A 14,001-nucleotide genomic window follows, 5' to 3' on the forward strand; every position below is an offset into this window, starting at 1 on the left:
AACCCCGCCGCCGGCGTCACGAGCGCTTTCGGTCCCGCCGCCGACGTGTCTCCGAGCCCCCGCTTTCCCGCCATCGAGCGCGACGTGCTCGACTTCTGGACGCGCGACGACACGTTCCGCGCCTCGATCGCGCAGCGCGACGGCGCCGAGGAGTGGGTCTTCTACGACGGCCCGCCTTTCGCCAACGGTCTGCCGCACTACGGACACCTGCTGACCGGATACGCGAAGGACCTCTTCCCGCGCTTCCAGACGATGCGGGGCAAGAAGGTCGACCGCGTCTTCGGCTGGGACACGCACGGACTTCCGGCGGAGCTGGAGGCCATGAAACAACTCGGCATCACCGAGAAGAGCGAGATCGAGCAGATGGGGATCGCTTCCTTCAACGCGAAGGCCCGCGAGTCGGTGCTCGAGTACACCCAGCAGTGGGAGGACTACGTCACTCGACAGGCCCGGTGGGTCGACTTCGAACGCGGGTACAAGACCCTCGACACCGGCTACATGGAGTCGGTGCTGTGGGCGTTCAAGGAGCTCTGGGACAAGGGCCTCGCCTACGAGGGGCACCGCGTGCTGCCCTACTGCTGGCGGGATGAGACTCCTTTGTCGAACCACGAACTGCGCATGGACGACGACGTCTACAAGATGCGGCAGGACCCCTCGGTCACCGTCACGTTCCCGCTCGTCGGCGTGAAGGCGGAGAGCCTGGGGCTCACCGGTGTCCGTGCCCTCGCGTGGACGACCACGCCCTGGACGCTGCCGACCAACCTCGCCCTCGCGGTCGGTCCCGACATCGAGTACGTCGTCGTGCCCGGTGGGCCGAACGGAGCGGCGGATGTCCCGGCATCCGGCGACGACGAGGGCGCGGCGGCACATCGCTACCTGCTCGCTTCCGACCTGCTCGGCGGTTATGCGAAGGATCTCGGATACGAGAACGCGGCCGAGGCGGCCGAAGCCGTGGAACGGACCATTCTCGGCAGCGAGCTCGCGGACGTGCATTACGACCGGCTCTTCGACTATTACGCGGATGCCGAGGTGTGGGGAACCTCGTCGGCCTGGCGCATCCTCGTCGACGATTACGTCAGCACGACCGACGGCACCGGCATCGTGCACCAGGCACCGGCGTTCGGTGAGGACGACCAGCGGATCACCGAGGCGGCCGGCATCCCGCTGATCATGAGCCTCGACGACGGCGGGCGCTTTCTCCCGCAGGTCGGCGATGTCGCGGGCGAACTGTGGATGGACGCCAACCGCCCGCTCATCCGCCTGCTGCGCGCCGAGGGCCGCCTGCTGCGCGAGGCGTCTTACGAGCACTCTTATCCGCACTGCTGGCGCTGCCGCAACCCTCTGATCTACAAGGCCGTCTCCAGCTGGTTCGTCCGCGTCACGGCGATCAAGGACCGTCTAATCGAACTGAACGAACAGATCACCTGGGCGCCGGAGAACGTCAAGCACGGCCAGTTCGGCAAGTGGCTCGAAGGCGCCCGCGACTGGTCCATCAGCCGCAACCGCTTCTGGGGCTCGCCGATCCCGGTCTGGCGCAGTGACAACCCGGAGTACCCGCGCGTGGACGTGTACGGGTCGCTCGCCGACCTGGAGCGCGACTTCGGCCGGCTCCCGCGCAATGCCGCCGGCGACGTCGATCTGCACCGTCCCTTCATCGACGAGCTGACGCGCCCGAACCCGGACGATCCGACGGGAGCGAGCACGATGCGGCGCATCGAGGACGTCTTCGACGTCTGGTTCGACTCGGGGTCGATGCCGTATGCCCAGGTGCACTACCCGTTCGAGAACCGGGAGTGGTTCGACGAGCACGCGCCGGCCGACTTCATCGTGGAGTACATCGGCCAGACGCGCGGCTGGTTCTACGTCATGCACGTCCTGTCCGGTGCCCTGTTCGACCGGCCCGCCTTCACGGGCGTCGCCTGCCACGGCATCGTGCTCGGAAGCGACGGGCAGAAGATGAGCAAGTCGCTGCGCAACTATCCGGATGTCAGCGAGGTGTTCGACCGCGACGGCTCCGACGCCATGCGGTGGTTCCTCATGGCGTCCTCCGTGCTGCGCGGCGGCAACCTCATCGTCACCGAGGAAGGGATCCGCGCCGGAGTGCGCGAGTTCCTGCTGCCGCTGTGGAACACGTGGTACTTCTTCGCGACGTACGCCAACGCCGCCGCCCCCGGGGGCTACCAGGCGACGTGGCGCACCGACTCGACGAACGTGCTCGACCGCTACATCCTCGCGCTGACCGGAGACCTCGTGCGCGGCGTCGCCGCCGACCTGGAGCAGCTGGATTCGACGACCGCCGCGGCCACGCTCCGCGACTTCGCCGAGGCGCTGACCAACTGGTACGTCCGCCGATCGCGCGACCGCTTCTGGGTGGGGGTGACCGACGACCCGGCATCCACCGACGCGTTCGACACGCTCTACACGGTGCTCGAGACGTTGACGCGCGTCGCCGCGCCGTTGATCCCGCTGATCTCCGAGCGCGTGTGGCAGGGCCTGACCGGTGGTCGCAGCGTGCACCTGGAGGACTGGCCGGACGCCGACGCGTTCCCGACGGCATCCGACATCCGCACCGCGATGGACGCCGTCCGTGAGGTCTCGAGCGTCGCGAACGCCCTCCGCAAGAAGGAGGGCAAGCGCGTGCGCCTGCCCCTGCCGCGGCTCACGGTCGTGGTGCCGGATGCCGAGGCGCTGGCACAGTTCGAGGACATTCTGCGCGACGAACTCAACGTGAAGGCCGTGGAGCTCGTCGAGCTCGAGGCGAGCACCGCGGTCGACTACGGCATCACGCACCGCCTGTCGGTCAACGCCCGCGCCGCCGGTCCCCGCTTGGGCAAGCAGGTGCAGCAGGTGATCGCCGCCGCCCGCGCGGGAGAGTGGACGGACGCCGACGGCTCAGTCGTCGTCGGCGGGATAGCCCTGGAGCCGGGGGAGTACGACCTCGTGCTCGAGACCACCGGACGCCCCGACGGCGAGGCGCTCGCGGTGCTGACGGGTGCGGGAGACCGCCAAGGCGGCTTCGTCCTGCTCGACACCACCACGACGCCCGAGCTCGAAGCCGAGGGTCTCGCGCGCGACATCATCCGCGCCGTGCAGGACACCCGCAAGGCCGCCGGCTTCGACGTGAGCGACCGCATCCGCCTGCAGCTGCTGTTCTCCGCATCGGAGGATGCCGCGGCCGTCGCGGCCGCCTTCGCCACCGCGGACGTCGCGGGCGAGACACTCGCCCTCGACTACGCGGTCGTCTCACCCGAAGGCACCGCGCTCGTCGGAGAGGGATCGGTGTTGGCTGCCGCTGAGACGATCGACGCCGATCACACGGCGGTGGTCGCCGCCGGCACGTACGCCAACACCGGCGACGTCACCGTTGCCGTGACCCGGATCGGAGCGTCCTCGTGAACGACCGCCAGCGCGCCGACGCCGTCTACCGCGCCCTGTTGACCCGCCAGGGCGAGCAATGGGTTCAGCCCCGCGTCGAACGCACCCGCCGCGTGCTGGAACTGCTCGACGACCCGCAGCGGACGTATCGCGTCGTGCATGTGACCGGGACGAACGGGAAGACCTCGACCAGCCGCATCATCGAATCGATCGTGCGCGCCCACGGGTTGCGCACGGGGCTGTTCACGAGTCCTCACCTCGAACGCTTCACCGAGCGGATCATGATCGACGGGGAACCGATCGACGACGGCCTCATCGCCGACGCCTGGGACGAGATCGCCCCGATCGTCGACCTCGTCGATGCCGAGCTCGCGGCATCCGGCGATGCAGCTCTCACCTTCTTCGAGCTGCTCACGGTGCTCGCCTTCGTGGCATTCGCCGACGCCCCGGTGGACGTCGCGGTCATCGAGGTCGGGATGGGCGGAAGCTGGGACTCGACGAACACGGCCGACGGGGACGTCGCAGTGATCGCACCGATCGATCTCGACCACGCGGACAAGCTCGGCCACACGATCGCCGAGATCGCCGCCGTCAAGGCCGGAATCATCAAGACCGGTGCCTCCACGGTGTCGGCGCAGCAGCAGCCATCGGCCCTGAGCGTCCTCACCGCGGCCGCGGCTGCACGGGGCGCGTCCCTCGCCGTGGAGGGAACCGCCTTCGGTCTGACGAGCCAGGCCCTCGCCGTCGGGGGCCAGCAGCTGAGCGTGCGTGGCCTCGCGGCGACATACGACGATCTCTACCTACCCCTCTATGGCGCCCACCAGGGTCACAACGCCGCCCTGGCGATCGCGGCCGTCGAGTCGCTCATCGGCGCCGGAACGCAGCCCATCGCACCCGACGTGCTCACCGACGGCCTCGCACAGGTGACCTCGCCCGGACGCCTCCAGCTGATCGGGGTCGCGCCCACCGTGCTCATCGACAGCGCGCACAACCCGCACGGCGCACGCGCCCTCGTGGCCGCACTGGGCGACTCGTTCGACTTCGACGAATGGGGCGTCGTTCTGGGTGCCTTCGCCGACAAGGACACGGCGGGGATCGTGGCCGCTCTCGCCCCGGCGGCGACCCAGGTGTTCGTGACGGCGCCGGACTCCGATCGGGCAGCCGACCCCGACGCGCTGGCCGACCTGGTCGAAGCTGCGGGAGTTCCCGTCACCGTGCACCGCGACCTCTCCGACGCGGCCGAAGCCGCGCGCGAATGGGCGGCGGGCTCGAACCGACGCGCGGTCGTCATCGCGGGCAGCGTCGTGCTGGCGGGCGAGGCCCTGCAACTCGCTGCCGACGGTGACTGGAAGGCGGGGTGGAGCGCGTGAGCGGGCGCGCGCGACGCGCGCGCGGCGCGGAAGAGTCGCTCGCGCAGGTCGTGCTCGGATTCGAGTCGATCATCGTCTTCCTCGGCGGCCTGGCGATCTATGGCCTGAACGCGCTTCCCGACGGCATCCCCTCATGGTGGGGGATCGTCGGCGGCTCCGTCCTCGCGGCACTCATGGTCATGACCACCGGCCTGACCCGCTCACGTGTGGGCATCCTGCTCGGCTGGCTCTGGCAGGTCGTCGTCGTGCTCGGCGGACTGATCGTGCCCGCACTCGTCCTCGTCGGAGTGATTTTCGGGGGCATGTACGCGTATGCGACCATCAAGGGCAGAGCGCTCGACCGCCGCAACGCGGTCCGCGCAGGCGCTTCCCCGCACGTCACGAACGGAGACTGAAATGCCCACCGAAGAGACCCTCGTCCTCGTCAAGCCCGACGGCGTGGCGCGCGGCCTGACCGGAGCGATCCTCGCGCGCATCGAGGCCAAAGGCTACGCCCTGGTCGACATCAAGCTGGTCGAGCCCGACCGTGACATCCTCGAGCAGCACTACGCCGAGCACGCGGGGAAGCCCTTCTACGAGCCGCTTCTCGAGTTCATGCTCTCAGGGCCGTCTGTTGCGATCCGTCTCGCCGGCAACCGCGTTATCGAGGGCTTCCGTTCACTCGCCGGCACGACCGATCCCACGACCGCGGCACCCGGCACGATCCGAGGAGACTTCGGCCGAGACTGGGGCCTGAAGGTTCAGCAGAACCTCGTCCACGGCAGCGACAGCCCCGAGTCGGCCGCACGTGAACTGGCGATCTGGTTCTGATCCCACCCTGCGCGATCCGGTGCCCTTCCGTCCCTGAGACGGGAGGGCACCGGCCGTTCGAGCGCCGGGCGCCGGCGACGCGGAGTCTCAGAAGATGACGTCGAGCAGCTGCGGGACGGCGTCCAGACGCAGCTGCGCCAGGAGGAGGACGACCCCGTACGACACGAATGCCATGAGCGGAACCCATGCGGCCAGCGCCGCACCGACGGCGCGCACGCGCGGCTGCGAGGAGACCACGCCCGAGCGCAACAGATGGACGGCCACGGCGTAGAAGGTCGGGATCGTGACGATCCACGTGACCATGCACCACGGGCAGAGAGTTCCGAGGAAGAAGATGCTCTGCGTGATCAGCCAGATCACGAAGCCGAAGGCGAAGGTGATGCCGGCGAAGAAGGTGATCCAGAACCACCGAGCAAAACGCGCTCCGGCGAGAACAGCCATCCCCACCACGATCGGCGCCATCCACCCGGTGAGGCCCAGGATGGGATTGGGGAAGCCGAAGACGCTCCCCTGGGCGGAGTCGAGGTTCGCGCTGCATTGCACGACGAGACTGAAGTCGCACGAGGCCGGTGCGGTCGATCCGGCGGCTTTGTCGAACTTCTCCAACGTCAGGGCGAACGCCGCTATCCAGCCGATCACCCCGGCGATCACGAGCCAGATGGCGAGGATCTTGGGGCGTGCATCGACGGTCTGCGCGGACATGCTGGCGATTATCGCATCCACACGCATGGTCCTCGCTGAGAGGTCGGGCGAGGGCCGGATGATGCTCCGAGCGTCGCTCTGCTCAATCTTCGCCGGATGATGCGATAATGGACGCCGATGCATTGCGGCCGCGCCGCACCCCGCATCACCGAAGACTTCGGGCGATGAACGCCCTTGGCAGCACGAGTCCCGCCGACGAGCGGGTGAGGCTGCAGACCGAGTGAGTATGCGGTTCCCCAGCATCGGGTGACGCCGCCAGAGTTCACCCGACGGCACGCGGAGCCGGCGGCGAGGAGTAAGCCAGAGATGGCCGATGAGAACAACGATCAGTCCACAGCCCCTGCCGACGAGGTCCTGACCCCGCCGCTTCTCGTCTCCGAAGGCGACGTCGCGTCAACGGACGCAGACACGCCTGACGCCGAGACCGGCGCCGAGGCGGAGCCCGAGTCGACGGCGCCGGTGGCGCCCGAGCAGGGTGCGGATGTGCAGCCGGTCGAGGAGGCCCCGAGCGTCGAGACCGCCACCGCGGACAGCACCGCCACCGACACCGCTGAGCCCGAGACGGAAGAGGCCGGCGCGGCCGACACCGCCGAGCCCGAGACGGAAGAGGCCGTCACGGCCGTGAGCCTCGGACTTCTGCCCGCGGACTTCGTCTCCGCCGTCTCCACGAAGCTGGTCTTCTACGCTCCGACCATCGTGCCGCTTCCCGCGCGTCCCGGCGTCCGCCTGGATCCCCGAGACGATCGCGACGAGGGCGCGTCCGAGTCGGGCACGAGCGCGCGCCGGCGCAACCGTCGACGTGGCGGCGGATCGTCGGCCAACGATGATGACGCCCCGCGAGCGCAGAGCCAGCCTCGCCGGCGCGCCGTGGAGTTGATCACCGAGCCGCAGCGAATCAAGGGATCGACGCGCCTCGAGGCCAAGAAGCAGCGTCGCCGCGACGGCCGCGAGGCCGGACGCCGCCGCACCGTCGTCACGGAGGCCGAGTTCCTCGCCCGCCGCGAGGCCGTGGACCGCGACATGATCGTGCGCTCGAAGAACGGTCGCATCCAGATCGCGGTTCTCGAAGACAACGTGCTGGTCGAGCATTACGTCGCTCGCAGCCAGGAGTCCTCGCTCATCGGCAACGTCTATCTCGGCCGCGTGCAGAACGTCCTGCCGAGCATGGAGGCGGCCTTCGTCGACATCGGCCGGGGCCGCAACGCCGTGCTCTACTCCGGAGAGGTCGACTGGGATGCCGTGGAGACGGGCAACCAGCCGCGGCGAATCGAGCTGGCGCTCAAGAGCGGCGACCGCGTTCTCGTCCAGGTCACGAAGGACCCCGTCGGCCACAAGGGCGCGCGCCTGACGAGTCAGATCTCGCTGCCGGGCCGTTACCTCGTGTACGTGCCGGGCGGCGCCATGAACGGCATCTCGCGAAAGCTCCCCGACACCGAGCGCGCGCGCCTCAAGCGCATCCTCAAGGAGGTGCTGCCGGAATCCAGCGGCGTCATCGTGCGCACGGCCGCAGAGGGCGCCACGGAAGAGCAGCTGACGCGCGATGTGCAGCGGCTCACCGCACAGTGGGAGCACATCTCGTCGCAGGTCGAGAAGATCGGCGCCCCTGCGCTCCTTCACTCCGAGCCCGACCTGCTCGTGAAGATCGTCCGCGATGTCTTCAACGAAGACTTCTCCAAGATGCTCATCCAGGGCGAGGACGCTTACCAGACGATCACGGCCTATCTGGCCGGCGTCGCGCCGGACCTTCTCGAGCGCGTGGAGAAGTACGAAGACGACCAGGACCCGTTCGACCGCTTCCGCGTGACGGAGCAGATCGAGAAGGCGCTGGACCGGAAGGTCTGGCTGCCGTCGGGCGGCTCGCTCGTCATCGATCGCACGGAGGCCATGACGGTGGTCGACGTCAACACCGGCAAGTTCGTCGGCTCCGGCGGCAACCTGGAGGAGACAGTCACCAAGAACAACCTCGAGGCCGCCGAGGAGATCGTCCGCCAGCTCCGCCTGCGCGACATCGGCGGCATCATCGTCGTCGACTTCATCGACATGGTGCTCGAGTCCAACCGCGATCTCGTGCTGCGACGCCTCGTCGAGTGCCTCAGCCGCGATCGCACCAAGCATCAGGTCGCCGAGGTGACCTCGCTCGGCCTCGTGCAGATGACCCGCAAGAAGCTGGGACTGGGACTGCTCGAGACCTTCAGCGAGGCGTGCGAAGTCTGCGCGGGCCGTGGCGTGATCGTGCACCACGACCCGGTCGTCAAGCACCGCGGTGCGCCGGCGCCCGCATCCAACGGCGGACGTCGGTCGCGCCAGAACTCCTCGCCCGCCACCTCCGCCGTCAACGGCTCCGTGAGTGGGGGGACGCACGTGATCACCGAGAGCGCGAAGTCGGCGCTCGCCCAGATCGCGGCGTCCACCATCCACACCGCAACCGAGGATGCACAGGAAGCCTCCGAGGTCGCCGAGGTGACGCTGCCCGACGTCCAGCCGGAGGTCGCGCCCGAGCGCGCGAAGCGCCCGCGCAAGAAGCGCGAGTCGGCTCCTCGCTCGTCGTCCACCGAGCGGAGTGAGAAGGAGATCCTTCTCGACTCGGTTCTGAGCGCTCTGCCGGAGCCGAAGGCGCCCGGCCAGGGGCGGGGACGTCGTCGCGTGACCACCGCGGCGCTGACCGGCACCCCGGTCGCGGCGACGCCGAGCGCCGAATCCGCTGCGGAGTGACGTTCGCGCGTCGCGGGGGCGCTCTCAGCCCTCGCGACGCTCGCGCGCGGTGATGCGCAGACCCGAGGCGATCAGGCGTTTGACGAGTTCGCGGCCGCTGACGTGCTCGGCTCCGGCAGCGATCAGACGCGGCAGCGCGTCTTCCGGGACGTCGTAGTGGTCGCGATCGAATCCGCGCCGAGGGATGCCGTTCGCGGCGGCGAAGGCGTGCAGTTCATCGAGGTCGCTGTCGCTGACCAGATGCGCCCACATCCGCCCGTGGGCGGGCCAGCGCGGGTCATCGATGAGGATCGCCATCCCCGCAGTCTAGGTCGACGCGCGACACGCCTCGCTTCGCTTTTGCCGATGGCCTCGGCATCCGGTAAAGTAGACCCTTGGTGCGTCGAGTTTCGCCTCCGCACTGGATATTTGGGTACACCCTCAGGGGACGTACTCGTCCCATGAAGACAGCCGGGGCCGTTGGCTCCGCAGAAGAAAAACAGGTGTGAAGTGGTTTACGCAGTTGTGCGCGCCGGTGGCCGTCAGGAGAAGGTGGAGGTCGGCACGATCGTCGTCCTCGACCGTCAGCAGGCCAAGATCGGCGACAAGCTCGAGCTGCCCGCGGTGCTGCTCGTCGATGGTGACGCCGTGACGACCGACGCCGACAAGCTCGCGAAGGTGACCGTGACCGCCGAGGTCCTCGGCGAGGAGCGCGGCCCGAAGATCGTGATCCAGAAGTTCAAGAACAAGACCGGCTACAAGAAGCGCCAGGGCCACCGTCAGGACCTCACGCGCGTCAAGATCACCGGCATCAAGTAAGCGGAAGAGGCACACGAGATGGCACACAAGAAGGGCGCAAGCTCTACCCGTAACGGTCGTGACTCCAACGCCCAGCGACTGGGCGTGAAGCGTTTCGGCGGCCAGGCCGTCAACGCGGGCGAGATCCTCGTTCGCCAGCGCGGAACGCACTTCCACCCGGGCGCCAACGTCGGTCGCGGCGGAGACGACACGCTGTTCGCCCTCGCCGCCGGTGCGGTCGAGTTCGGCACCAAGGGCGGCCGGAAGGTCGTCAACATCGTCGCCGCCGCGGAGTGACCGCGCGCGACCACGAACATCATGAGGTGAGGGGCGGGCTTCGGCTCGCCCCTCCTTCGTTAGATCCCCTTTTCCCCTTTCCCACCTTCCCCGTCAGGAGACCGACATGGTGACCTTCGTCGATCGAGTGACGCTCCATCTGCGCGCCGGCAAGGGCGGCAACGGCTGTGTGTCCGTGCGCCGCGAGAAGTTCAAGCCGCTCGCCGGTCCCGATGGTGGCAACGGGGGACACGGCGGCGATATCGTCCTCGTCGCCGACCCGCAGGTGACGACGTTGCTGTCGTACCACCACTCACCGCACCGTGCTGCCGGAAACGGCGGTTTCGGCATGGGCGACAACCGCTCCGGCGCCGCGGGGGAGAGTCTCGAGCTCGCCGTTCCGGTCGGCACGGTGGTGAAGGATGCCGAGGGGCAGACGCTCGCGGATCTCGTCGTTCCCGGTACCCGCTTCGTCGTCGCCCCCGGCGGTCAGGGCGGGCTCGGCAATGCCGCTCTTGCGAACCCCAAGCGCAAAGCGCCCGGCTTCGCACTGCTCGGTACGCCCGGGTGGGAGGGTGACGTCCTGCTCGAGTTGAAGACGGTCGCCGATGTCGCCCTCGTCGGCTTCCCCTCCGCCGGCAAGTCCAGCCTCATCGCGGCGATCTCCGCGGCACGCCCCAAGATCGCCGACTACCCGTTCACGACGCTGCATCCGAACCTGGGCGTCGTGCAGGCCGGCGACACGCGCTTCACCGTGGCCGACGTACCCGGACTCATCGAGGGCGCGAGCGAGGGCAAGGGGCTGGGACTCGAGTTCCTGCGCCATGTCGAGCGCTGCACCGCACTCGTGCACGTCCTCGACTGCGCGACCCTGGAACCCGGTCGTGACCCGCTGAGCGATCTCGACGTGATCCGCGAGGAACTCGCGAACTACCCGGTTCCCGAAGGACAGACGCCGCTGCTCGATCGCCCGCAGCTCGTGGCTCTGAACAAGGTCGACGTGCCCGAGGCCAAGGATCTCGCCGACTTCGTGCGCCCCGATCTGGAAGAGCGCGGCTACCGGGTGTTCGAGATCTCGACGGTCAGCCACGAGGGTCTGCGACAGCTGACGTTCGCGCTGGGCGACATCATCGCGCAGCATCGTGTGCAAGTGGCCGAGTCTCCCGCAGCGGAGCGCATCGTGATCCGCCCCAAGGGCGCGCAGAAGGACTTCGAGATCCGCGTTGAGGGCGGGACCTACGGAAACGTCTATCGCATCCTCGGCGACAAGCCGCTGCGATGGGTACAGCAGACAGATTTCCAGAACGAAGAAGCGGTCGGCTTCCTCGCAGATCGCCTCGAAAAGCTGGGCGTCGAAGATGAGCTGTTCCGCGTGGGAGCGGTCGCGGGCTCGACGGTCGTGATCGGGCCGGGCGACGGCATCGTGTTCGACTGGCATCCGTCGCTCTCGTCGGCCGCCGAACTGATGACGGCTCCGCGCGGCACCGACCCCCGTCTCGACCTGAACCCGCGCCGCACCACATCACAGCGACGCGAGCGCTACCACGAGCGGATGGACGCCAAGGCGGAAGCCCGGGCGGAACTCGAGGCCGAGCGCCTCGGGGTGCCGGACTTCTCCTTCGACGGAGAGGATGACGAGCAAGCGTGAGCGTGCACGATCGGTCCGGCATCGCGGGGGCGCGTCGCGTCGTCGTGAAGGTGGGCTCCTCTTCCATCAGCGGCGACAACCATCACCGCATCGAATCGATCGTCGACGCACTCGCGGCCGCACACGCCCGCGGCACGCAGGTCGTGCTGGTCTCCTCCGGCGCGATCGCCACGGCGCTGCCCCTGCTCAACCTCGACGGCCGGCCCTCCGATCTCGCGACCCAGCAGGCGGCGGCCGCGGTCGGTCAGAACGTGCTCATGTGGCGCTATCAGACCACGCTGGAGCGATACGGGCTTCTCGCCGGCCAAGTGCTGCTGACGGCCGGTGACCTCGAGAACGCCGCACACCGCGCCAATGCCCGCCGCGCAGTGGATCGGCTGCTGGGTCTGGGCGTTCTGCCCATCGTCAACGAGAACGACACCGTCGCGACGCACGAGATCCGCTTCGGCGACAACGATCGCCTCGCCGCCCTCGTGGCCGAGCTGATCGGGGCCGATGCGCTCATCCTTCTCAGCGACATCGCATCGCTGTACACCCGTCCGCCGTCCGAGCCCGGCGCCGAAGCGATCCACACGGTGCCCTACGGCGACGACCTGAGTCGCTTCGAGTTCGGATCGGTCGTCGTCAACAGCGTAGGCACCGGGGGAGCGGCCACCAAGGCATCCGCGGCACGCCTGGCCGCGGCATCCGGCATCGGCGTGCTCGTCACCAGTGCCGACCTCGTCGAGCAGGCACTGTCGGGCGACGACATCGGCACCTGGTTCGCTCCGAACCCCGAAACGCCGCCGCGCGTGGGCACCACGCCGTTGCCCACGGTGAGCTCGGTCTGACCCCGCCGCCCACGTCGGAGGCCGGGGCACCGCTCGGTAGAATGAGCGGATGACCACCGTCTCCGTCGACGCGCCCACCGCCGCACGCCACCGCATCGAACGTGCGCACGAGGCGGCACGCGGCGTGGGACTGCTGACCGATGCGCAGAAGGCCGAGGCGCTGCGCGCGATCGCGGACGCGATCGAGGCAGCCACCGACGACATCGTCTCGGCGAACACCGTCGATCTCGAGCGCGGAGAGCGCGACGGCCTGTCCGACGGCCTCCTCGACCGCCTTCGCCTCGACCGCGCGCGGGTCGCGGCCCTCGCCGCTGCCGTGCGCGACGTCGCCGAGCTGCCCGACCCGGTCGGCCGCGTGCTGGACGAGCGCACGCTGAGCAACGGTGTGCGCCTGCAGAAGGTCTCGGTGCCGTTCGGCGTCGTCGGGTCGATCTACGAGGCCCGCCCGAACGTCACCGTGGACATCGCGGCGTTGGCGCTGCGTTCCGGCAACGCCGTCGTCCTGCGCGGTGGCACGGCGGCGCAGGCGACGAACGCCGCACTCGTTTCCGCCATGCGCGATGCCTTGGCGGGCCAGGGGATCGACCCCGAAGCGATTCAGACCGTCGACGACTTCGGCCGCGAGGGCGCGCACGCGCTGATGCAGGCACGCGGCCTCGTGGACGTGCTGGTCCCGCGCGGCAGCGCGCAGCTCATCGAGACCGTCGTCACGCAGTCAGCCGTCCCGGTGGTCGAGACCGGTGCCGGTGTGGTCCACATCGTCCTGGACTCGTCGGCTCCGCTCGAATGGGCCGAGCAGATCGTCGTGAACGCCAAGGCCCAGCGGCCGAGCGTCTGCAACGCAGTGGAGACGGTTCTCGTCCTGCGTGACGCTGCCGAGCGGCTGGTGCCTCCGGTGGCCGCCGCGCTGCAGGATGCCGGCGTCACCATCCACGGCGACGAGACCGTGCGCAAGCTCGTCGTGGACGCCGTGGCAGCAACGGACGCCGATTGGTCGACCGAGCACATGAGCCTCGATCTCTCGATGCGCGTCGTGGACGACCTCGACGAGGCACTGGCCCATATCCGTCGCTACTCGACCCATCACACGGAATCGATCGTGACGACGGATGAGGCCCGAGCAGAGCGGTTCCTCGCCGAAGTCGACTCCGCCGTGGTGATGGCGAACGCGTCGACGCGCTTCACCGACGGCGGCGAGTTCGGCTTCGGCGCCGAAGTCGGGATTTCGACACAGAAGCTGCACGCCCGAGGGCCGATGGGCCTTCCCGAGCTCACCAGCACCAAGTGGCTGGCGCGTGGGTCCGGGCAGATCCGTATCTGACGGCCTAAACTGAACAGACCCGACTTTCGAAGGAGTCCGAATGACCCTCGCCACGACCCTCGCCCTCGCTGCGGCGCAGGCAGAGCCTCACGGCAACGTCCAGGCCCAGACGTTCATCTTCGGCCTGATCGCGTTCATCGTGTTCCTGGCGCTGGGACTGGTCACGGGTCCTACCGCAAC

The 14,001-nt window shown here is 68.8% G+C and carries 12 protein-coding genes; 10 read left to right on the forward strand and 2 right to left on the reverse strand.

The features are described 5' to 3' along the window. The 4 genes from ileS to ndk form a co-directional block, all read left to right on the forward strand. Positions 1 to 3,396 (forward strand): isoleucine--tRNA ligase (gene ileS, locus I5I_RS09170; protein ID WP_036318548.1); only part of this gene is annotated, 3,396 nt, incomplete at its 5' end. Further along, positions 3,393 to 4,745 carry a bifunctional folylpolyglutamate synthase/dihydrofolate synthase gene (locus I5I_RS09175; protein WP_036318550.1) on the forward strand — a complete coding sequence of 451 codons (1,353 nt, stop codon included), beginning with the start codon at positions 3,393 to 3,395 and terminating at the stop codon, positions 4,743 to 4,745. The genes ileS and I5I_RS09175, both read left to right, overlap by 4 nt. Further along, entirely contained in the window at positions 4,733 to 5,140 is a 408-nt protein-coding gene (locus tag I5I_RS09180; RefSeq protein ID WP_036318553.1) for a DUF4233 domain-containing protein, read from the forward strand. The genes I5I_RS09175 and I5I_RS09180 overlap by 13 nt, the downstream gene beginning before the upstream one ends. A gap of 1 nt (position 5,141) precedes the next feature. Beyond that, positions 5,142 to 5,555, forward strand: coding sequence for a nucleoside-diphosphate kinase (ndk, locus tag I5I_RS09185; RefSeq protein WP_036318555.1), 414 nt, complete (start codon positions 5,142 to 5,144; stop codon positions 5,553 to 5,555). 87 nt (positions 5,556 to 5,642) lie between these two features. Here the strand turns inward: ndk and I5I_RS09190 are convergent, their stop codons facing one another. Then, positions 5,643 to 6,257, reverse strand: coding sequence for a vitamin K epoxide reductase family protein (locus I5I_RS09190; RefSeq protein ID WP_036318558.1), 615 nt, complete (start codon positions 6,255 to 6,257; stop codon positions 5,643 to 5,645). A gap of 306 nt (positions 6,258 to 6,563) precedes the next feature. On the opposite strand from I5I_RS09190, the gene I5I_RS09195 reads away from it, so the two are divergent. Continuing rightward, the gene (locus I5I_RS09195; protein WP_036318560.1) at positions 6,564 to 8,969 is read left to right on the forward strand and encodes an Rne/Rng family ribonuclease; all 2,406 of its coding nucleotides are present in this window, start codon (positions 6,564 to 6,566) and stop codon (positions 8,967 to 8,969) included. A gap of 24 nt (positions 8,970 to 8,993) precedes the next feature. Here the strand turns inward: I5I_RS09195 and I5I_RS09200 are convergent, their stop codons facing one another. Next, positions 8,994 to 9,266: a DUF4031 domain-containing protein gene (locus I5I_RS09200; protein ID WP_036318562.1), complete on the reverse strand. Its 273-nt coding sequence runs from the start codon at positions 9,264 to 9,266 to the stop codon at positions 8,994 to 8,996. Between the two features lie 192 nt (positions 9,267 to 9,458). Between I5I_RS09200 and rplU the strand changes: the two genes are divergently transcribed. The 5 genes from rplU (at position 9,459) to I5I_RS09225 (ending at position 13,821) form a co-directional block, all read left to right on the forward strand. Next, positions 9,459 to 9,767: a 50S ribosomal protein L21 gene (gene rplU / locus I5I_RS09205; protein WP_005053490.1), complete on the forward strand. Its 309-nt coding sequence runs from the start codon at positions 9,459 to 9,461 to the stop codon at positions 9,765 to 9,767. A gap of 18 nt (positions 9,768 to 9,785) precedes the next feature. Then, a complete protein-coding gene (rpmA, locus tag I5I_RS09210; protein WP_023950785.1) occupies positions 9,786 to 10,043 on the forward strand; it encodes a 50S ribosomal protein L27 in 258 nt (85 codons plus the stop codon). 106 nt (positions 10,044 to 10,149) lie between these two features. Continuing rightward, complete coding sequence (obgE, locus tag I5I_RS09215) at positions 10,150 to 11,670, forward strand: GTPase ObgE (protein WP_036318564.1); 1,521 nt, start codon at positions 10,150 to 10,152, stop codon at positions 11,668 to 11,670. Continuing rightward, a complete protein-coding gene (proB, locus tag I5I_RS09220; protein ID WP_036318567.1) occupies positions 11,667 to 12,500 on the forward strand; it encodes a glutamate 5-kinase in 834 nt (277 codons plus the stop codon). The genes obgE and proB overlap by 4 nt, the downstream gene beginning before the upstream one ends. Positions 12,501 to 12,549: 49 nt before the next feature. Continuing rightward, positions 12,550 to 13,821, forward strand: a complete 1,272-nt coding sequence (locus I5I_RS09225) for a glutamate-5-semialdehyde dehydrogenase (protein WP_036318569.1) — start codon at positions 12,550 to 12,552, stop codon at positions 13,819 to 13,821. Positions 13,822 to 14,001 lie beyond the last annotated feature (180 nt).

This window comes from Microbacterium sp. B24 (genome assembly GCF_000333415.1).
Taxonomy (GTDB): Bacteria; Actinomycetota; Actinomycetes; order Actinomycetales; family Microbacteriaceae; genus Microbacterium.

What these genes read in the sequence shown, in the direction of transcription:
- ndk (WP_036318555.1), top strand. Translation starts at nt 5,142, where the DNA reads ATGCCCACCGAAGAGACCCTCGTCCTCGTCAAGCCCGACGGCGTGGCG.
- I5I_RS09190 (WP_036318558.1), bottom strand. Translation starts at nt 6,257, where the DNA reads ATGTCCGCGCAGACCGTCGATGCACGCCCCAAGATCCTCGCCATCTGG.
- I5I_RS09195 (WP_036318560.1), top strand. Translation starts at nt 6,564, where the DNA reads ATGGCCGATGAGAACAACGATCAGTCCACAGCCCCTGCCGACGAGGTC.
- I5I_RS09200 (WP_036318562.1), bottom strand. Translation starts at nt 9,266, where the DNA reads ATGGCGATCCTCATCGATGACCCGCGCTGGCCCGCCCACGGGCGGATG.
- rpmA (WP_023950785.1), top strand. Translation starts at nt 9,786, where the DNA reads ATGGCACACAAGAAGGGCGCAAGCTCTACCCGTAACGGTCGTGACTCC.
- obgE (WP_036318564.1), top strand. Translation starts at nt 10,150, where the DNA reads ATGGTGACCTTCGTCGATCGAGTGACGCTCCATCTGCGCGCCGGCAAG.
- I5I_RS09225 (WP_036318569.1), top strand. Translation starts at nt 12,550, where the DNA reads ATGACCACCGTCTCCGTCGACGCGCCCACCGCCGCACGCCACCGCATC.